General features: G+C 63.9%; 16 protein-coding genes. 8 read left to right on the top strand and 8 right to left on the bottom strand.

The annotated features are described in order from the left end of the window. Nucleotides 1–100: 100 nt before the first annotated feature. Entirely contained in the window at nt 101–991 is an 891-nt protein-coding gene (locus F6X37_RS27820; RefSeq protein WP_187613517.1) for a GNAT family N-acetyltransferase, read from the bottom strand. 315 nt (nt 992–1,306) lie between these two features. On the opposite strand from F6X37_RS27820, the gene F6X37_RS27815 reads away from it, so the two are divergent. The 5 genes from F6X37_RS27815 (at nt 1,307) to F6X37_RS27795 (ending at nt 7,333) form a co-directional block, all read left to right on the top strand. After that, nucleotides 1,307–2,887 carry an ABC transporter substrate-binding protein gene (locus tag F6X37_RS27815; RefSeq protein WP_187613516.1) on the top strand — a complete coding sequence of 527 codons (1,581 nt, stop codon included), beginning with the start codon at nt 1,307–1,309 and terminating at the stop codon, nt 2,885–2,887. Between the two features lie 132 nt (nt 2,888–3,019). Continuing rightward, entirely contained in the window at nt 3,020–3,973 is a 954-nt protein-coding gene (locus F6X37_RS27810) for an ABC transporter permease (RefSeq protein ID WP_026226132.1), read from the top strand. Beyond that, nucleotides 3,970–4,962: an ABC transporter permease gene (locus F6X37_RS27805; RefSeq protein ID WP_090811125.1), complete on the top strand. Its 993-nt coding sequence runs from the start codon at nt 3,970–3,972 to the stop codon at nt 4,960–4,962. Before F6X37_RS27810 ends, F6X37_RS27805 begins: the two co-directional genes overlap by 4 nt. Next, on the top strand, nt 4,962–6,917 hold the full coding sequence (locus F6X37_RS27800; RefSeq protein WP_187613515.1) for an ABC transporter ATP-binding protein: 1,956 nt from the start codon (nt 4,962–4,964) through the stop codon (nt 6,915–6,917). The genes F6X37_RS27805 and F6X37_RS27800 overlap by 1 nt, the downstream gene beginning before the upstream one ends. A gap of 80 nt (nt 6,918–6,997) precedes the next feature. Then, nucleotides 6,998–7,333 carry a helix-turn-helix domain-containing protein gene (locus F6X37_RS27795; protein WP_409259726.1) on the top strand — a complete coding sequence of 112 codons (336 nt, stop codon included), beginning with the start codon at nt 6,998–7,000 and terminating at the stop codon, nt 7,331–7,333. Nucleotides 7,334–7,478: 145 nt separating this feature from the next. On the opposite strand, the gene F6X37_RS27790 is transcribed toward F6X37_RS27795, so the two are convergent. The 3 genes from F6X37_RS27790 to F6X37_RS27780 all read right to left on the bottom strand — a co-directional run bounded on the left by F6X37_RS27790 (nt 7,479) and on the right by F6X37_RS27780 (nt 13,419). After that, nucleotides 7,479–11,111, bottom strand: a complete 3,633-nt coding sequence (locus F6X37_RS27790) for a hydantoinase B/oxoprolinase family protein (protein ID WP_187613514.1) — start codon at nt 11,109–11,111, stop codon at nt 7,479–7,481. Nucleotides 11,112–11,161: 50 nt separating this feature from the next. After that, nucleotides 11,162–12,469 carry an MFS transporter gene (locus F6X37_RS27785; protein WP_187613513.1) on the bottom strand — a complete coding sequence of 436 codons (1,308 nt, stop codon included), beginning with the start codon at nt 12,467–12,469 and terminating at the stop codon, nt 11,162–11,164. Between the two features lie 149 nt (nt 12,470–12,618). Then, nucleotides 12,619–13,419 (bottom strand): putative hydro-lyase, encoded by an 801-nt coding sequence (locus F6X37_RS27780; protein WP_260330548.1) that lies wholly within the window; start codon nt 13,417–13,419, stop codon nt 12,619–12,621. Between the two features lie 189 nt (nt 13,420–13,608). Here F6X37_RS27780 and F6X37_RS27775 point away from each other — a divergent pair, with 189 nt between their 5' ends. Further along, nucleotides 13,609–14,541 carry a LysR family transcriptional regulator gene (locus F6X37_RS27775; protein ID WP_187613512.1) on the top strand — a complete coding sequence of 311 codons (933 nt, stop codon included), beginning with the start codon at nt 13,609–13,611 and terminating at the stop codon, nt 14,539–14,541. A gap of 180 nt (nt 14,542–14,721) precedes the next feature. On the opposite strand, the gene F6X37_RS27770 is transcribed toward F6X37_RS27775, so the two are convergent. Beyond that, nucleotides 14,722–15,579 (bottom strand): MBL fold metallo-hydrolase, encoded by an 858-nt coding sequence (locus F6X37_RS27770; RefSeq protein ID WP_187613511.1) that lies wholly within the window; start codon nt 15,577–15,579, stop codon nt 14,722–14,724. Between the two features lie 199 nt (nt 15,580–15,778). Further along, nucleotides 15,779–16,753 carry a LysR family transcriptional regulator gene (locus tag F6X37_RS27765; RefSeq protein WP_187613510.1) on the bottom strand — a complete coding sequence of 325 codons (975 nt, stop codon included), beginning with the start codon at nt 16,751–16,753 and terminating at the stop codon, nt 15,779–15,781. 115 nt (nt 16,754–16,868) lie between these two features. Here F6X37_RS27765 and F6X37_RS27760 point away from each other — a divergent pair, with 115 nt between their 5' ends. Beyond that, nucleotides 16,869–17,726 (top strand): oxidoreductase, encoded by an 858-nt coding sequence (locus tag F6X37_RS27760; RefSeq protein ID WP_187613539.1) that lies wholly within the window; start codon nt 16,869–16,871, stop codon nt 17,724–17,726. A gap of 91 nt (nt 17,727–17,817) precedes the next feature. Further along, nucleotides 17,818–18,081: a DUF1348 family protein gene (locus tag F6X37_RS27755; protein ID WP_187613509.1), complete on the top strand. Its 264-nt coding sequence runs from the start codon at nt 17,818–17,820 to the stop codon at nt 18,079–18,081. Nucleotides 18,082–18,349: 268 nt separating this feature from the next. Here F6X37_RS27755 and F6X37_RS27750 read toward each other — a convergent pair whose 3' ends face one another. Together F6X37_RS27750 and F6X37_RS27745 are read right to left on the bottom strand one after the other, a co-directional pair. Continuing rightward, a complete protein-coding gene (locus F6X37_RS27750) occupies nt 18,350–18,610 on the bottom strand; it encodes a hypothetical protein (RefSeq protein WP_187613508.1) in 261 nt (86 codons plus the stop codon). Next, complete coding sequence (locus F6X37_RS27745; protein ID WP_187613507.1) at nt 18,591–19,109, bottom strand: DUF2778 domain-containing protein; 519 nt, start codon at nt 19,107–19,109, stop codon at nt 18,591–18,593. Before F6X37_RS27745 ends, F6X37_RS27750 begins: the two co-directional genes overlap by 20 nt. Nucleotide 19,110: the final 1 nt, after the last annotated feature.

Here is a 19,110-nt window from a genome sequence, read left to right as displayed (position 1 = left end):
GCGAACCCCAACGCTGCCGTGCATGAGCGAGCGTGTTTGCGTGTGGAAGAGAGAGGCGTCGCGGTGCAGCGGGTTCAGGTTCAGCGTGGCTTCACCTGGCTCAGGTGAGCGACTGCGCGATCACCGCATACTGATGCAGCCCCGGGTCGGCGCGGCTCGACTCGCCATCGGCTGGCGCGGATGCAAGCCGGCGCATCTTCACGACCGTCTCCGAGCGTGCGAGACCGAGGCCGGTTAGCCACTCGCGCAGGCCGTGCCCGTGCGGCACGTCGATGCGCACCAGCGCGCCTTCGTTCAGCCCGAGCCAATGGCTGATCAGCGCCTTGGCCCGCACGGCGTCGGGAAACGCGCTGGCGACGACGGGGCCGATCACGAAGCCGCGTCCGAAGCGGCGGAACAGCGAGAAGCCGAGCAGTTCGCCGTCGCGATCGAGCGCGATACCGTCGGCCAGATCGAGCAGCGGCGGCAGTACGTGGCTGCGATCGAGGCCGCTAGCGCGTGATTCGAGCGCGACGAGTTGCTGCGCGTCGCTCGTCCCGAGCGGGCGCAGCCGCTCGTTGGCGGGCAGCGCAACGAGCGGCGGCCGGAACGCCGCACCCTGCATCTGGTCGAGGGCGCCGCAGCGCTCGAAGCCGAGCGCGTCGCACAACGGCTGGCCAGCCTCGGTCGCATAGAGCGTGATGTCACGCTTGCCAAGCTCGTCGAGCGCGTGCGCGAGCAACGTGCGGCCGATACCCACGCCGCGATGCTCCGGCGCGACGATCAGCATGCCCAGCGTCGCCTGATCCGCGCCGAACTTCCAGCAGACCACGGTGCCGACCAGCGCGCCCGCCGTCTCGGCGACGAAGCCGATCCCGGTACGCGCCGAGAACCGCCAATCTTCACGGCGATGCGGCCAGCCAATCGCGGCGGACAGACGTTGAGCGGCAGTGATGTCGTCGGCTGTCAGGCGTCTGTAGGTGAAACGTGCGTGAGGCGTTGGATCGGACACGGGGCGCTCCGTGAATAGTCGGCCGTGCCGCGACTGTTGCACGTTGCCCGGTGATTGACTAGTACGAACTTCTCATCGTGGGGGGGCGTCCTGTCCAGAACATCAGGGTCAACGCCAGGAGCGGCAAATCATGCTGTTTTGACCACTCAAAACCATGTTTTCGAATGGTCGAGTCCACCGATACGCGATCAACGCCATTTTTTGCAGTGCTTAAATCGATTCATGCAATGCCACCGCGCCGCGACCAGCACGCGGAGCGCCGTCGAACACCAATGCTGGATACCCCGCGTTCAATCCCGAGTGAGGAGCAGTTGCATGTACGACGACCCAATCAAAACGGGCGGCTTCAGCCGCCGTGACATGATGCGTTTGCTGGCCGCCGGCGGCATCCTTGCCACCGGCGCGGGAGGTCTGCTGGCGGGGGCTCGCCCGGCATTCGCGGCACCCACGCCGAAGAAAGGCGGCAAGATCCGGGTGGCCTACGACGCATCCTCGACCGCGGATACGCTCGACCCGGCCAAGGGTTCGGCAGGCTCCGATTACATCCGCTTCTTCATGTTCTATAGCAGCCTGACGCAGCTCGATTCGTCGCTGACGCCGAGGATGAATCTCGCCGAATCGATCGACACCAGCGACGCGAAAGTGTGGGTGATCAAACTGCGCAAAGGCGTCACGTTCCACGACGGCAAGCCACTCGCGCCCGCCGATGTCGTCTACTCGCTGATGCGTCACAAGAATCCGGCAACGGCGTCGAAGGTGAAGACGCTGGCCGATCAGTTCGTGGAGGCGAAGCCGACCGGTCCCAACGAAGTCACGCTGACGCTCGCGTCCGCCAACGCGGACCTGCCGGTGATTCTTGCCACGCCGCAATTCGTGATCATCAAGGACGGCACGGCGGACTTCACGACGGCCGTCGGCACCGGCCCGTACAAGCTGAAGACGTTCAAGCCCGGCGTTTCGACCGTCGGCATCCGTAACGACAGTTTCTGGAAGACCGGCGGCGGCCCTTACCTCGACCAGATCGAGCTGATCGGTATCGGCGATAACTCGGCACGGGTGAATGCGCTGCTGTCCGGCGATGTTCACCTGATCAATTCCGTCGATCCGCGCGCGACGCAGCGCATTGCCGCGACGCCGGGCTACGAGGTGCGCGAGACCAGGTCGGGCCTCTATACCGATCTGATCATGCGCCGCGACAACCCGCTGACGGGCAACCCCGATTTCGTGCAGGGCATGAAGTATCTGTTCGACCGTGAGCAGATCCGCTCGGCGGTGTTTCGCGGTTATGCGGTGATCGGCAACGATCAGCCGATTCCGCCCGGACACCGCTACTTCAATGCGTCGCTGCCGCAGCGCCCGCACGATCCGGACAAGGCGAAGTTCCACTTCCAGAAGGCAGGCGCGATCGGTACGGCGCTGCCGCCGATTTATGCGACGACCGACGCGAACGGCTCGATCGAGATGGGTGTGCTGCTGCAGCAGTCCGCCGCGAAGATCGGCGTGAACCTGGAGATCAACCGCGTGCCGGCGGATGGTTACTGGTCGACGCACTGGATGAAGCATCCGCTCGGGTTCGGCAACGTCAATCCGCGCTCGAGCGCCGATGTGCTGTTCACGCAGTTCTTCAAGTCGGACGCCCCGTGGAACGAGTCGGGCTGGAACAACCCGAAGTTCGACCAGTTGCTGGCCGCGGCCCGCTCCGAAACCGACGATGCGAAACGCAAGCAGATGTACGGCGACATGCAGGTGCTGGTATCGGAGCAGGGCGGCATTGGCATCCCGACCTTCCTGAGCCTGCTCGATGCGAACGACAAGCACTTGCAAGGGCTCCAGCCCGTGCCTACCGGCGCGATGATGGGCTTCAACTTCGCCGAGTACGTGTGGTGGAACGCGTGACCCGCTGAAGCGCCCGGACGCGGCGGGTGGCCCCCGCCGCGCCGCTCGCGGCAGGCAGCCGCAGCGCGCCCGAGCGGCACGGCTCATGTATGACTCGCCGTGTCGCGCAGCCTAACCGAGGAGCTCATGCCCATGAACGGGAATATCGCCCAGTTGATCGGCCGGCGCGTCGCCGTCACTGCGCTGACGCTGCTGATTGTCTCGATCATCATCTTCGTGATCACCAACCTGTTGCCGGGCGATGCCGCGCAGGCCGCACTCGGCCAGTCGGCGACGGCGGATACGGTCGCGGCGCTGCGGCTGCAGTTCGGCCTCGACCAGCCGGCATACCTGCGGTACTTCCATTGGCTCGTCGGTCTGCTGCACGCGAACTTTGGCGTGTCGCTGTCGAGCAATCTGCCGGTGTCCGAGATGATCGAAGGGCGCCTGCCGAAGTCGCTGACCCTCGCGGCGATCACCACCGGGGTGTCGGTGCCGATCGCGGTGTCGGCGGGCATTCTTGCGGCAGTCAAGCGCGACTCGCTGATCGATCGGATCGTGAGCCTCGGTACGCTGTCGCTGGTCGCCACGCCCGAGTTCCTGATCGCGACGCTGGCGGTGCTGGTGCTGGCCGTCAAGCTGCACTGGCTGTCGGCGCTGTCGTACAGCGGTGAGATCGAGAGCCTGCACGACTTTCTGCGCGCGTATGCGATGCCGGTCGTCACGCTGTGCGCGGTCGTGATCGCGCAGATGGCCCGCATGACACGCGCCGCGGTGATCGAGCAACTCAGTTCTTCGTATGTGGAAATGGCGATGCTCAAGGGCGCGAGCCCCGCCCGCGTCGTACTGCGCCACGCACTGCCGAATGCGATCGGCCCGATCGCCAATGCAATCGCGCTGAGCCTGTCTTATCTGCTTGGCGGCGTGATCGTCGTCGAGACCATCTTCAACTACCCGGGCCTTGCCAGCCTGATGGTCGACGCGGTCAGCAACCGCGACTTCCCGCTCGTACAGGCCTGCACGCTGCTGTTCTGCCTCGGCTATCTGCTGCTCGTGCTGCTAGCCGACCTGTGCGCCATCATCTCGAACCCGAGGCTGCGGACATGACGATTCTTCGACCTTCTTCCGATGCGCCTCACCGGCTCGGCGCGCTCGAACCGGTGCAACGCAGCAGCATGATGCCGGAGGGCGCCGATCCCGCGCGGTCCTGGGGCGGCGGCGGAGGCCCGGCGCCTCGACCGGTGCGCCGCCGCAGCCTCGCGCAACGCATGAACCTGTCGACCGGCGGCTGGATCGGCTTGGCGATGGTCAGTTGCGCGTTGTTCGTCGCGGCGTTCGCACCGTGGCTCGCGCCGCATTCGATCGGCGCGATCCTCACGCCTGACGTATTCGCGGGCTTCAGCGCGAAGCTGCCGTTCGGCTCCGACTACCTGGGTCGCGACATGTTGACCCGCATCATCTACGGGATGCGCCTGACCGTCGTGCTCGCGCTGGCGGCGGCGCTGCTCGCGGCGCTCACGGGGACCATGCTGGGACTGCTGGCGGCCGTGGCCGGCCGCCGGATCGACGAAACCATGAGCCGGCTGCTCGATGCGGTGACGTCGATCCCGTCGAAGATGTTCGCGCTGATGATCGTCGCCGCGTTCGGCTCGTCACTGCCGTTGCTGATCGTGACCGCGGCGATCAGCTACATGCCGGGCTCGTACCGGATCGCCCGCTCGCTGGCGGTCAATATCGGCACGCTCGAATACGTGCAGGTCGCGCGGGCGCGCGGCGAAAGCGCGCTCTACATCGCGTGCTTCGAGATGCTGCCGAACATGATTCATCCGATCCTCGCCGACACCGGACTGCGCTTCACTTTCGTCGTGCTGCTATTGAGCAGCCTGAGCTTTCTCGGTCTCGGCGTGCAGCCGCCGTATGCCGATCTCGGTTCGCTGGTACGCGAGAACATCGCCGGCCTCGGTGAAGGCGTGCCGGTCGTGATCCTGCCCGCGATCGCAATCGCGATCCTCACGGTCGGCGTGAACCTGCTGATCGACGGACTGCCGCATCATGGCCGCCGCAAGGGCATGCCTGATGCCGATGGAGGCCACTGATGAAGGCACCCTTTTTCAGACGTGCTCACGCGGCCTTTGAGGCCATCTCGAGGACCGCGCCGCTACCCCCGTCGAATCTGGTCGAGGTACGGGGGCTGCGCGTGGTGGGAAGCCGGCCCGGCGAGCCGGATACGACGATCGTGCATGACATCGACTTCGAGATTGCGCGCGGCGAGGTGCTCGCATTGATCGGCGAGTCGGGCTCGGGCAAAACCACGATCGCACTGTCGCTGATGGGCCATGCACGCAGCGGCTGCCGCATCGCGGGCGGCGCGATCCGGGTGGGCGACACCGACGTGCTCGGGCTCTCGCCGAAAGCGCTCGCGGGATTGCGTGGCCGCAAGGTTGCCTACATCGCGCAAAGCGCGGCCGCGGCGTTCAACCCGGCGCGCCCGATCATGGACCAGGTGATCGAAAGCGCGCTGATTCACGGCACGCTCAGCAAGCGCGCCGCGCGGGCCAAAGCGGTCGAACTGTTCCGCGCGCTCGCGCTGCCGGAGCCGGAGACGATCGGCCGGCGCTACCCGCACCAGGTGTCGGGCGGCCAGTTGCAGCGGCTGATGGCGGCGATGGCGCTGATCACCGACCCCGAACTCGTGATCCTCGATGAACCGACCACGGCGCTCGACGTCACCACGCAGATCGACGTGCTGCAAGCGTTTCGCAGCGTGATCCGCCAATGCGGAATGACGGCCGTCTACGTATCGCACGATCTGGCGGTGGTCGCGCAGATGGCGGATCGCATCGTCGTGCTAAGCAATGGTGAAATCCGCGAAACAGGCCGCACTGAACAGATTCTGCATGCGCCGGCGCACCCGTATACGCAAAGTCTGATTGCTGCCGTGACGCCCGTGGCCCCAGCTGCCTCCACCTCGGCGGCTCCCGACGCAGCCCAGCCGAACGCGCCGCTGCTCGAACTGCGCGGTCTGACGGCCGGCTACGGCCGCACCGACGCGAAGGGCTGGCCGCACAAGGTCATTCTGCGCGACGTGGACCTCGTGATCGATCGTGGTCAGACGGTAGGCGTGATCGGCGAATCCGGTTCGGGCAAGACGACGCTCGCGAAGGTGATCGCCGGGCTCGTGCCGATGGCGCGCGGCAATCTGCTGCTCGACGGTGAGCCGCTCGCCGCCAACCTCAGCCGCCGCAGCCGCGAACAGTTTCGCTGTATCCAGATCGTGTTCCAGAACGCCGACACCGCGCTGAATCCGACCCACACCGTCGAGCGCACGCTGGCGCGTCCGCTGAAGTTCTATCACGGCATGAAGGGCGAGGCCGCGCGGCGCCGCGTCGCCGAACTGCTCGGCCTGGTGCGCCTGCCTGCCGAGCTGGCGCAGCGGCGCACCGGAGAGCTGTCGGGCGGGCAGAAACAGCGCGTGAATCTCGCGCGGGCGCTGGCCGCCGAACCCAAGTTGATCCTGTGCGACGAAGTCACGTCCGCGCTCGATACGGTGGTCGGCGCTGCCATTCTCGAGTTGTTGCGCGATCTGCAAAAGAAGCTCGGCGTGTCATATCTGTTCATCACGCATGACATCGCCAAGGTGCGTGCGATCAGCGACGACATCGTCGTGCTGTACGCGGGGCACCGCGTCGAGACGGGCAACCGCGACGCGTTGTCGGCGCCGCCCTATCACCCGTATTCGCATCTGCTCGTGTCGTCGGCGCCGGAGCTTCGCGCCGGCTGGCTCGAAGAAGCGGGCGAGCGTTGTCATCAGACGTTGCCGCCGATCGGTGAGTCGACTCATGAGCCGGAGCTTTGCACATTTCTCGCGCGATGCCCGATGCGCATCGACGGTGTCTGCAATCGCACGTCGCCGAGCGTGCGCACGCTCGCGAGCGGCGCGCAGGTGCTGTGCCATCGCAGCGAAGCGGAACTGGAGCGATACCAGAGCGGGCCGCCCGACGGTGCTGCTGCGGCGAGCGTGCTCGCGAAGTCTGGCACGGTGCGGGTCTGATGCCGCTAGGAAAACGTAGCGCGAGGGGATAGAACATGACCGGAGTCTTCTACGACTGCGCAGGCGACAGGACCGTGGCGATGTCGCGCGCGATCAGGCGGGCCGTGGCTTTTATCGAGAGTTCGTTCGCGCAGCCCGTCAGCCTCGCGACGCTCGCCGGCACCGCCGGGTTGAGTGTTTCGCGCTTCGCCACCCTGTTTCGCAAAGAGGTGGGTATTTCGCCTCATCGCTACGTGTGTCTGGTGCGAATTCAGCACGCTAAACGGCTATTGCGTGACGGCGTCCCGCCCTGCGAGGTCGCTGCCGAAGTCGGATTTTTCGATCAAAGTCACCTTGGCCGACACTTTCGGCGCGCGGTCGGCGTGACGCCGGGGCATTTCGTTGCTTCGCCAGAATCGGGCAGCGCATTCAGATGAAGCGAGGGCCGATGGAGCTGAGCTGGACGCGTTGCAGTGGGGTAGGCGAAAGAGCTGCCTGGTTCCGAAATAGCGTGGGCAACCTGCTCGGCATCGGCGAGCCGACGCCGCTGTCTGGCATTGAACATCCGCAGTCCATGAAGCATTACGCTTCCCCGAAACCCCCGCCACCCGGCGTTTCCACCACGAACACGTCGCCCGCGGCCATCTCGACGCTCGCGATATGGCCCAATGCGACGATCTCGCCGTCCGCGCGCTCGACGCGATTGCTGCCCCGCCTTCCCGCGCGTCCACCTGCCGCGCCGAAAGGCGCGTGAATGCGGTTGTTCGAGAGAATCGACGCGGTCATCGGCGCGAGAAAGCGGATGCGCCGGATCGCGCCGTTACCGCCGCGCCAGCGTCCCGCGCCGCCCGAGTCCGCGCGGATCAGGTGCGACTCGAGCCGCACGGGATAGCGCCATTCGAGCACTTCGGGATCGGTCAGGCGCGAGTTGGTCATGTGCGTCTGTACCGCGTCGACGCCGCAGAAGCCATCGCCCGCGCCGCTGCCGCCTGCGATCGTCTCGTAGTACTGGTAGCGCGCGTCGCCGAACGTGAAGTTGTTCATCGTGCCCTGACTGGACGCGACGATGCCCAGCGCACCATAGAGCGCATTCGTAATCGCGGACGATGTCTCCACGTTGCCCGAGACCACCGCTGCCGGATAAACCGGATTGAGCATCGAGCGCTCCGGGACGATCACCGAGAGGGGCTTCAGGCAACCCGCGTTGAGCGGGATGTCGTCGCCGACGAGCGTGCGGAACACGTACAGCACGGCTGCCATGCAGACCGCCTTCGGCGCGTTGAAGTTGTTCGGCAGTTGCACGGACGTTCCGCTGAAGTCCACGGTCGCACTGCGCGTCGCAGCATCGACGCGAATGGCGACGTCGATCACCGCGCCGTTATCGAGTTCGTAACGGTACGCGCCGTCCTTGAGGGCGCCGATCACGCGGCGCACCGCTTCTTCGGCATTGTCCTGCACGTGCTGCATGAAGGCGAGCACCACGTCGCGGCCGAATTGCGCGACCATGCGGCGCAGCTCGTCCACGCCCTTCTGGTTCGCGGCGATCTGCGCGCGCAGATCGGCCATGTTCTGTGCGACGTTGCGTGCCGGATAGCGGCCCGATGCGAGCAGCGCGCGTGTTTCGGCGTCGCGCAGCACGCCCGCTGAAACAAGCTGCCAGTTATCGACCAATACGCCTTCTTCTTCGATATGCGACGAAGCGGCCGGCATCGAACCGGGTGTGATTCCGCCGATATCCGCATGGTGGCCGCGCGAGCCGACGTAGAAGAGCGGCTCGGCCGAACCGTCTGCGAACACGGGCGTGATGACGGTCACGTCGGGCAAATGTGTGCCGCCGTGATACGGGTCGTTGAGCATGAACACATCGCCGTCGCGCATCGCGCCGCGATTTCGCTCGATGACGGTCTTGATGCTCTCGCCCATCGATCCCAGATGCACGGGCATGTGCGGCGCGTTCGCAATCAGATTGCCCGCAGCATCGAAGATCGCGCACGAGAAGTCGAGGCGCTCCTTGATGTTCACCGAATACGCTGTGTTTTGCAGACGCAATCCCATCTGCTCGGCAATCGACATGAACAGATTGTTGAATATTTCGAGGCGCACGGGGTCGGCCTCGGTGCCGATCGAGCGGCGCGTGGGCAGCGGTTGCACGCGGGTCATCACCACGTTGCCTTGAACGGTCAGCACCGCCTGCCATCCCGGCTCGACCACGGTCGTGCCGTTCTTTTCGGCGATGATCGCCGGGCCGTCGAGCGTGTCGCCTGCGCACAGCGTTTCGCGCTGGTAGAGCGATGCGTCGTGCCAGCTACCGCTCGAATACATGCGCACAACCGACTGCGCATGGGGCGCGTCGCCTGCCGCGCGCTGCGGCAGGCTGCCGGCATCGACTGGCGCGTCGGCATGGCCGATCGCTTCGACGCAAGCCAGTTCCGCGATGAGCGGCGTATCTGCCATCAGGAACGCATAGCGTTGACGATACGCAGCTTCGAAAGCGGCGCGCATCGCATCGACGCTGCCCGCTGGCACTGCGAGCGATGAATCGGTGCCCTGATAGCGCAGATGGACACGTCGCTCAGTCGTGATACGCGCGGCGTCCACGCCCTGTTCGAGCAGTGCGCCGGTTGCATCGGCCGCGAGCGCCTCGAGCGCGGCTTCCAGCGTCGCAAGCGATGAGTCGTCGAGCGAGATTTCGAGCGCTCGCTCGCGCATCGCCGTCTGATCCGCGAGGCCCATGCCGTAAGCGGAGAGCACACCGGCAAGCGGATGCGCGAACACCCGCGTCATGCCGAGCGCGTCGGCCACACCGCACGCATGCTGGCCGCCCGCGCCGCCGAAAGTCGTCAGCACATACTGCGAGACGTCGTGGCCACGTTGCACTGAAATTTTCTTGATCGCGTTAGCCATGCTGCCAATGGCGATCTCCAGGAAACCTTCAGCGAGCTCTTCTGGTGTGCGACGCTGACCCGTAGCCGCGAAGATTTCATCGGCGAGTGCCCGAAAGCGTTCAGCGACGACCTCGCGATCGAGCGACTCGTTCGCGTTCGGACCGAAGACGCGCGGGAAATAGTCGGGCTGAATCTTGCCGAGCATCACGTTGCAGTCGGTGACCGCGAGCGGGCCGCCGCGCCGGTACGCCGCCGGACCCGGATTGGCGCCCGCCGAGTCGGGGCCGACACGCAGCCGGGCGCCGTCGAAGCCGAGCACCGAGCCGCCACCTGCCGCCACGGTATGGATGCTCATCATCGGCGCGCGCATCCGCACGCCTGCCACCTGCGTTTCGAATACGCGCTCGAACTCGCCGTTGAAGTGCGAGACGTCCGTCGACGTGCCGCCCATGTCGAAGCCGATCACACGCTCGAAGCCCGCTGCCTGTGCCGCGCGCACCATGCCGACGATACCGCCCGCCGGGCCGGAGAGAATCGCATCTTTGCCCTGAAATACATCGGCGCGTGTCAGTCCGCCGCTGCTTTGCATGAACTGCAGGTTCACGCCCGGCATTTCGCTGGCGACCTGATCCACATATCGGCGCAGGATGGGCGACAGATAGGCATCCACCACGGTCGTATCGCCGCGCGAGACCATCTTCATCAGCGGCGAGACTTCGTGGGAAACCGAGATCTGCGTGAAGCCGATTCGGCGCGCCAGATCCGCAAGCTCGCTTTCATGCGACGTGTGGCGATAACCGTGGATCAGCACGATTGCGAGCGCGCGGATGCCCTTGTGGTAGACCTCGCGCAGTGCGCGCTCCGCTGCCGCGTGATCGAGCGTCGCGACCACTTCGCCTTGCGCGCTCATGCGTTCGTCGATTTCCACCACGCTCTCATAGAGCGCTTCCGGCAACGCGATGTCGAGATCGAACAGGCGGGGGCGGTTCTGATACGCGATCCGCAACACATCGCGCAAGCCTCGCGTGGTGACGAGCGCTACCGGCTCGCCCTTGCGTTCGAGCAGCGCGTTGGTCGCGACCGTCGTGCCCATTTTGACCATCTCGACGTCGCGCGACGTAATGGGTTCTCCGGCTCGCAGGCCAAGCACATGGCGAATCCCGGCGACAGCCGCATCGCGATACTGCTCCGGGTGTTCGGAAAGCAGCTTGTGCGTGGTGAGCGTGCCATCCGGGCGGCGCGCGACGATATCGGTGAACGTGCCGCCCCGGTCGATCCAGAACTGCCAGCGGGACGGCGTGCAAACATCGGAGGCGTGATCGTGCTTCATGGTGTCGTGGTCGTGATGCGAAAGTGGTAGTGGTGTGCGCAAGGTGAAAATCAGGCCGATTCAAGTTCGCGACCGCGCGTCTCGGGCAGCGTAAGCGCGGCGATGATCAGTACGCCATACGCGGCCACGGCGAAAATCCCGATGCTCGTGCCCAGGCCGAAGCGGCTCGACAGCACGCCGATCAGCACCGGAAACAGCGCCCCGATCGCGCGGCCGACGTTGTAGCAAAACCCCTGGCCCGAGCCGCGCACACGGGTCGGAAACAGTTCGGTGAGAAACGCGCCCATGCCGGAAAAAATGCCCGACGCGAAAAAGCCGAGCGGAAAGCCGAGCCACAGCATCGATGCATTCGTGAGCGGCAACGAGGTATACGCGAAGGCAATCGCCATCGAGCCCAGCGCGAACAAAATAAAGTTCGGCTTGCGGCCGATGCGGTCCGTGAGCCATGCGCTGCACAGATAGCCCGCGTACGAGCCCGCGATGATCATCGCCAGATAGCCGCCGGTGCCCATCACCGTGAGATGACGTTCGGTCTTGAGGAAAGTCGGCAGCCACGTCGTGATCGCGTAGTAGCCGCCCTGTGCGCCCGTCGTAAGCAGTGCGGCGCGCAGCGTCGTCGAAAGCAGCTTGGGAGAGAAGATCTCAGTGAAGCGCGGCGGGTCTTGAGTGTCGTACTGCTGAACCCTGGCCTGTTCGAATACTTCAGGTTCCTTCACATAGCGGCGGATCGCGAGCACGAGCAGGGCAGGCACGAGTCCGATCAGGAACAATGCGCGCCACGCGATTTCAGGCGCCATCACGGAGAACAGCACCGCATAGAGCAGGGCCGCCACGCCCCAGCCGAGCGCCCAGCCCGACTGCACGAGACCGACCGCCTTGCCGCGGTCGCGCGCGCGGATCACCTCGCCGATCAGCACCGCGCCCGCCGTCCACTCGCCGCCGAAGCCGAAGCCCATCAACGCGCGAGCCGCGAGCAACTGGCCGTAGTTCTGCGCGAGGCCGCATAGGCCGGTGAACACGGCGAACCACAAGACGGTGAGCTGCAACGTGCGCACACGGCCGATGCGATCGGAAAGAATGCCGGCAATCCAGCCGCCGAGCGCAGAGGACAGCAGCGTCAACGTGCCGATGAAGCCGGCGTCCGCGAGCGAGATGCCCCAGGTAGCGACGAGCGTCGGGATGACGAAGGAAAGCATCTGCGTGTCCATGCCGTCGAGCATGTAGCCGACCTTGCAACTCCAGAACGCGCGACGCGCGTGCGGACCGGCTTCGGCATACCAGGAAAGCTGCGGGCTTCCCGTTCCTGACTTCATGTCGGCGGCATCGTCGACGCTCGCCGTGAGTGTCTTGCTGTCCATCTGCTGCTCCTATGGATAGACGCATGGGAAACGATCGAAGCCACGCACGAACGTAGGGATGCGTCATTCCCTCCGGGCCGCGCGGCCCGATGGCTTCATGGTGCTGTGAATCGCTTGTTGCACGACGGCGCGGCGCGCCGCCGGGACGGTCAGAAAATAGCCAGCGACGCGTTAGTGATATCCGTCATCAGCATGTGGCCCGGCGCGTGCGCAACCGCGAGCGGCAGCTTCGCGGCCATCAGTGCCGTTTGCGGCGTCACGCCGCAAGCCCAGTAGACAGGCAGTTCGCCCGCGCGGATCGTCACCGGGTCGCCGAACTCGGGGCGCGCGAGATCGACGATGCCGAGTTCCGCTGGATCGCCAATATGCACGGGCGCGCCATGCACGCCCGGAAAGCGGCTCGTGATCTGCACGGCACGGATCGCGTCGGCGCCGCGCAGCGGCCGCATCGACACGACGAGTTCGCCGCCGAACACGCCCGCCCGCTGGTTGGGGATGCTGGTGCGGTACATCGGCACGTTGCGGCCTTCTTCGACGTGGCGCAGGCCGATGCCTTCCTTCGCGAGCATGTGCTCGAACGAGAACGAACAGCCAATTGCAAATACGACGAAATCGTCCTGCCAGAGCGCTTCGATCGATTCGACGCGCTCGCTCAGGTTGCCGTCGCGATATACGTTGTACGCGGGCACGTCGGTGCGGATGTCGATGTCGCGCCCGAGCATCGGCACGCGGAACTCGCCAGGCTCGCCCACGCCGAGCAGCGGACATGGCTTCGGATTCGCATGGCAAAAGCGCAGGAAATCGTGCGCGTGCGCAGCGGGCAGGATCGCGAGATTGGCTTGCGCGTAGTCGCCGCAATGGCCGGCCGTCGGGCCACGGAAGTCGCGGTGACGGACGGCCTGGCGGAATTCGGATGGAGTCATGGTGTTAGCGTGCTCTGGCGGTTGCATCGGATTGTCTGCGGTGGGCGATGCGCCTTGCCTACCGTCAGGCGAAGCATAGAAAAGAAGAAAATTTGACGCCAGCTAGTTTTCTTTGCGCCAGGTGAATAGAATTTCTTAACGGAATCGAGGGTTTTCCCGAGTCACGTTGAGATTTTTGGAGCGGTTTGCTCCCGTTGCACTGCCCACCTTTGACTGATGAATACGCGCTTCCTCGAAACCTTCGTCACGCTTGCCAAGCTGCGCAGTTTCCGCACGACGGCGACCGCGCTTCACGCCACGCCGGCGGCGATCTCGCAGCGCCTGAAGGCACTGGAAGACGAATTGCATACCGTGCTCGTCGATCGCGAGAGCCGCGAATTTCGGCTCACGCCGAACGGCGAATATCTGCTCAGCTACGCGAAGGCCGTGGTCGAGGCGACGCGCCAGTTGCAGGCCGCCGCGTCAAATGAAGGCGCGATGCGCGGCAAGTTGCGACTCGGCGTGATCGAGACGGTCGTGCATAGCTGGCTTGCCGACTATCTGCGGCGGCTCTCGAAGGACTATCCGCAGCTCGAAGTGGAGCTTGCGGTGGACGTGAGCGTGGTGCTGCAGCGGCGTCTGATGGCGGGCGAACTCGATCTCATCGTTCGCGTGGAAGGCAGCGACGAGGAATCGATAGTCTGCGATGCGCTCGCGAACTATCCGGTGCACTGGATCGCGCGCGCGGGGCTGCTACCGCCTTCGCGCAGCGGACTCGCGAAACGCGTGCTGCGTCATCCGATCCTCACATTCGGGCGCGGAACGGCGCCTCATCGCGCGCTGGAGGACATCGTCAGCAAGCTCGCACTCGCCAACGGCGTGCCGCTCGCGGATACGCGCATTACGGGTTCGCCATCGATTTCGGTGATCGTGCAACTCGTGCGCGATGGCTTCGGCGTGGCGGCAATTCCGCGTCTGTTCGTCGATGATCTGATCGCGCGAGGCGAGGTGGTCGAACTGCCGCTGCAGCCCTCGCCGCCGTCCATCGTGGTGTCGATGTCCCGACGCGCGGATGCGCCGCTTTTCGTGCACGGCGCAGCGAACGCGGCACGTGCGGCGTGTCATGAATACTGCGAGCAGGGAGACCGACGCCTGATCGAGCGGCTATAGAGCCCGGCTCTTGCGGACTCTGGAGGCGGCAAGCGACCCAGGAAGAGTCATTCGACCCCGCGCTCCAGATCGTTGACGACTTCGTCGATCCTGGTCGAGGCGATTGTTTGGCACGTGCGGTTCGAGTTCAAGCGTTTCCACAGGGGCAAGGACGACGCGTTTTAGCGAAAAACAGCGAATTCAGTCCTTTCGCATGCGTGCAACCAATGCGAGCAAGCGGGCATTCATTTCCGCAGCCTGCAAATGCGCGTGCCAACCGTGACCAGGAAGCAGCCATTCGAAGCGATACGCGGCCAACTTGCCGAGCGATTCGGTGAGCGCTGTCCACGAGTACCAGCACGCGTCCCTGAACGCGACGAGGTCCTGCTGGCGTGGGCTCCAGGCAAGCGAATCCCCCGAGAACAGCACGCGATCATCGAGCTGGTACACGACGCTACCCCGAGTGTGCCCGGGTACAGGGATCGCGCGCACGCCGGCCGCAATGCTCAGTGCTGAACCGTCGTCGAGCAGATCCGTCGCGTATGGGGCGGCCGACACGTCCTCGCGGTGAATCCAGACGCGCGCGCCGAATTGACGCGCGTATTTGTCCGCGTCTGCGACGTCGTCACGATGCGACAGCAGAATGTGCGCAATACCGCCAGCGCCGTCAAACCATTTCACGAGGTCCGCCGCATAGCGCGGAGAGTCGATGAGCAGATTGCCTTCCGGACGCGCGGCAAAATAAGAATGTGCGCCAAACGACGACCGTGAGTTGAATCCACAGCGCCACACATCCGAGGTGATCTGCTGCGGAAAGATCGCCGCGTTCGGACGAGGCTGTTTCGTTTCGCTGCGTACCGACGCCGTAGGGCAGACGAGCACCGCACGCCAGGCATCAAGCTGCTCTTCCGGTGTGGCCGGCTGGCGAACGAAGACACTCTTGTCGTTGCGCTCGACAATCAGCCCAGGCGCGACGTGACGAGATGCACCGCAATTGATGCATGCAGTGTCGATGTACCACTCTCCTGAAGCAGAGTCGGTATTACGTATGGGCTTCATCTGATGCTCCCGGGCTGACGTGCGCATCCGCCGGCTCGACGCTCGCTGGCGTCTCGCGGTCGTTGGAGGGATTGTTACACGATCATTGACGTACAGGCGCAAACGGCTCGTTCGCCACGCCCTTGTCCCGCTACGAAGCCTTGTTTGCGTTTGGCGCGTGATTTACCACGGCTGGCTACGCTTGCCGCAACAGACACCCCTACGCGGCACTTCGTCTGCTCCTGGCGCGGCCGCTTCTGCTCGTCGAAGTAACCAACTCCTCTGCTGTGAGGAAAAATTGACTGTTGTCCGCGAGGCGCGCAAGGATGAAGTCGATGAAGGTTCTCACGCGGAGCGGTTGTTCCGTCCGGCGACGGTAGTAGACGTAAATCGACTCGCGCTGGGTCAAATGCTGAGTGAGCAAAGGCACGAGCCGTCCAGCCCGGATGTGTGAGACGGCCGAGAAACTTCCAAGCTGCCCAATTGCCACGCCGGCCAGTACCGCTTCGGTTTCCGCGTCGATATCGTTCGAACAGACCGAAGCAGCCATCTCTCGATACACGATCTCCCCGCCCACCATAAATTCCCACAGCGCCTGCTTGCCGGTGTTCGCACGCCGGTATCCAGAACAACGATGCGCATCGAGCTCGTCCACGGTTTTCGGCGTGCCGTACCGTTCGAGATAGGCTGGCGACGCGCATACGATCAACTGAATCGGTAGCAGTCGCCTGGCAATCGCCCCCTCGGAAGGCGGGGACCCGCCGCGGAAGCCGACGTCGGCGCGATCGCTGACGAGGTCCGTGAAATGATCGTCGAAGCGAATATCGATCTGCACGTCAGGGTATAGCGCCGCAAACTCAAGGATCGATGGCCACAGTGCCGTTCGCCCGAGTGCCGTCGGAGCGCTTAGCCGTAGGGGCCCCGCAACTTCTTCCCCTGAACGGCGAGCATCGTCAATCGCGGACGACAACATAGCGAGCGCTGGCTCGACACCTTGCAATAGTCTTTGCCCCTCTTCGGTCAGACTCAACTTTCGCGTTGTCCGATGAAACAGCCGGACGCCAAGCGACTTTTCGAGCTGCATGACCGCGTGGCTCGCGGCCTGCGGCGAGATGCCCAGGTCCGCAGCTGCCCGACGGAAGCTGCCGAGCGTTGCTGCGCGGACGAACACCGAAATCGCCCGGACCTCATTCATGGCTGACTCCATTCGCAAATATTGGTTGATTATGAGTCTAGCATTCGACGCCTAGTAGCTGTTAATCGCGCGCCCTATGCTTCTCTTCACGTTCACCACGAAACGGGAGCAAATCATGAGCAACGCTGCGAAGCACGAGTTCAAGCGCGTCTGGTTCGTTACGGGCGCCTCACGCGGGTTAGGCGCACTGATCGCACAAGCGGCCCTGGCGGACGGCAATGCAGTGGTTGCGGCGGGACGCAACGTTCGGGCGATCATTGAGCGTCTCGGCGAATCACCTGCGCTGTTGCCGGTCGCGCTCGACGTAACTGACGAGGAGCAGGCCAAAAGAGCCGCGCAGGCCGCTTTGGCAAAGTTTGGCAGGATCGACGTGTTGGTCAACAACGCCGGCTTCGGACTGCTCGCAGCCGTAGAGGAATCGGCCGACGCAGACGTGCGTCGCATATACGACACCAACGTTTTTGGACTGCTCAATGTCACGCGTGCGGTGCTGCCAGTGATGCGGGGACAGCGCTCGGGCCATGTGATCAACGTGTCCTCGATCGGCGGCTATCGCTCGGCGGTGGGATTCGGGGTGTATTGCTCGACGAAATTCGCCGTCGAAGGCATTACGGAAGCGCTCCACGCGGAGTTGAAGCCACTCGGCATTCACGCGACCGTCGTTGAGCCCGGCTATTTCCGTACCGATTTCCTCGATGCGTCGTCGCTCGTCGTCGGCAAGGAGGTCATCGACGACTACGACGAGACGTCGGGCAACGTGCGTCGATTCGCTGAAGGAATGAATCACAATCAGCCAGGCGACCCGCAGAAGCTTGCGAAGGCCCTCGTCACGCTTGTCGATGTACCGAGACCGCCACTGCGTCTGCCGCTCGGAACCGACACGCTGAAGGCGATAGCCGAAAAGAACGCCTATGTGGCTACGGAAACTGAAACATGGAAGGCACTGTCGGCGTCAACCGATTTCTCAGACTGAGTTCTCTCGAGATGACGAACGTGTAGCGCGGTTGCGCTGCTGAGTAGTGCCCATGTCTATCTAAATCCCGCCTGGATAAGGGGAGTCTGTGATGTCCATAAACGCTGAAGTGCGCCCGCACATCCCGCCGTTCACCCTTGAATCGGCAATCGAGAAGGTTCGACTTGCGGAAGACGCTGGCAATTGGTTCCGCTCCTACGGAAACGGGAACTGGGAGTTTGGACCTGATGGTCTGATGCACCACCGGTATGCCTGTATCAACGACATGCCGTTCAAGGCAAGCGATCGCAAGTTCCATTCGCCGCTGGGTCGCCGCCCCGACGATCACCCAGGTCTGAGCGAGCTGGGTCTTTGAAAAATTGCGCTGAGCACCGTCGTTGGTCGATACGATGAGCGAGATCAGGACGAGTTCCACCAGAATCGCGGATATCACCGGGATCATCGAAGGGATCGCCTTCCAGACCAAAATTCGCGCGCGCCGTGCAAAGCCTTGTCCCGCCTGGCTCTGAGCAAACGCGCACTTTCTGACCCACCAGTTAACCCCCGCAACGCGATCATCACGCGCCGGACTGGACGGGACCGCGCAGGAATGAATTCGGCCTGATCGCTGCTCATCGACCCTGTTAGTTTTTGCGTTGATAGCGCCGCCATAGCCTCATGATCACCACATAGGCGAGCGTCGCCACAAGCAGATCAGCCAGCAGCATGACCGGGATGTATAAATCATCCGGGTCGCGAATGCCAAGCCGATTTGCAGCGTGTAACCACGCAAGCGCCTGCCTTTCCGGCATCGGTATAGGGTATGTGTGGACGTAGGGCACGGAAAGGCAGAACAGGCCGACAAATAGCGCCACCTTGAACAGCCTACGGACAAGTGTTGCCATACGTGATGACCTCAATTGTTCCGTAGGCGCGAAGCCCCGAATTGCCGGCAGGAATGGTCATGGTGTGCAGCAGCGCGTTACGGATTCTCAGAAAATCCGTGCGGCTCGGAAGCGTAATACAGCCGAGTGAAATACCTTCGCCACCTGCCGGATGCAACCGGAATTGTCCGCGCTTGACACCATCAATCCATGTCACGTCGTCAATGAGGCCATCATCCCGATACAGTGCGAACCATTCGCGATGATGTACCGCACTCCCAATCGCTGAATTAACTGTGTCCTTTATCGAAGCCCAAGCTTGAGACCCGATACCGCCAGTGGGCCGGTCTACGATCCAGTATTTTCCGGCAGGGATCGGACCGTTACTTGGCACAGCCGTGCAGCCACCGCGATTGCGGTATTGATCGTTTCCAGAATACGCGTCGAACGTGCCGACACCGAAAATTGTGAGCGGTGAAAACTGCTCGTTGTTCACCAAAAACTTACCCTGATAGGCCATT

Origin of the sequence: Paraburkholderia sp. 31.1, from assembly GCF_014397645.1 — a bacterium.
GTDB lineage: Bacteria > Pseudomonadota > Gammaproteobacteria > Burkholderiales > Burkholderiaceae > Paraburkholderia > Paraburkholderia tuberum.
This window is presented reverse-complemented; position numbering and strand designations above follow the sequence as displayed.

Bases quoted from the DNA above. Each gene is read 5' to 3' on its own strand.
- F6X37_RS27815 (WP_187613516.1), top strand. From the start codon at position 1,307: ATGTACGACGACCCAATCAAAACGGGCGGCTTCAGCCGCCGTGACATG.
- F6X37_RS27810 (WP_026226132.1), top strand. From the start codon at position 3,020: ATGAACGGGAATATCGCCCAGTTGATCGGCCGGCGCGTCGCCGTCACT.
- F6X37_RS27805 (WP_090811125.1), top strand. From the start codon at position 3,970: ATGACGATTCTTCGACCTTCTTCCGATGCGCCTCACCGGCTCGGCGCG.
- F6X37_RS27800 (WP_187613515.1), top strand. From the start codon at position 4,962: ATGAAGGCACCCTTTTTCAGACGTGCTCACGCGGCCTTTGAGGCCATC.
- F6X37_RS27795 (WP_409259726.1), top strand. From the start codon at position 6,998: ATGTCGCGCGCGATCAGGCGGGCCGTGGCTTTTATCGAGAGTTCGTTC.
- F6X37_RS27790 (WP_187613514.1), bottom strand. From the start codon at position 11,111: ATGAAGCACGATCACGCCTCCGATGTTTGCACGCCGTCCCGCTGGCAG.
- F6X37_RS27785 (WP_187613513.1), bottom strand. From the start codon at position 12,469: ATGGACAGCAAGACACTCACGGCGAGCGTCGACGATGCCGCCGACATG.
- F6X37_RS27780 (WP_260330548.1), bottom strand. From the start codon at position 13,419: ATGCAACCGCCAGAGCACGCTAACACCATGACTCCATCCGAATTCCGC.
- F6X37_RS27775 (WP_187613512.1), top strand. From the start codon at position 13,609: ATGAATACGCGCTTCCTCGAAACCTTCGTCACGCTTGCCAAGCTGCGC.
- F6X37_RS27770 (WP_187613511.1), bottom strand. From the start codon at position 15,579: ATGAAGCCCATACGTAATACCGACTCTGCTTCAGGAGAGTGGTACATC.
- F6X37_RS27765 (WP_187613510.1), bottom strand. From the start codon at position 16,753: ATGAATGAGGTCCGGGCGATTTCGGTGTTCGTCCGCGCAGCAACGCTC.
- F6X37_RS27760 (WP_187613539.1), top strand. From the start codon at position 16,869: ATGAGCAACGCTGCGAAGCACGAGTTCAAGCGCGTCTGGTTCGTTACG.
- F6X37_RS27755 (WP_187613509.1), top strand. From the start codon at position 17,818: ATGTCCATAAACGCTGAAGTGCGCCCGCACATCCCGCCGTTCACCCTT.
- F6X37_RS27750 (WP_187613508.1), bottom strand. From the start codon at position 18,610: ATGGCAACACTTGTCCGTAGGCTGTTCAAGGTGGCGCTATTTGTCGGC.
- F6X37_RS27745 (WP_187613507.1), bottom strand. From the start codon at position 19,109: ATGGCCTATCAGGGTAAGTTTTTGGTGAACAACGAGCAGTTTTCACCG.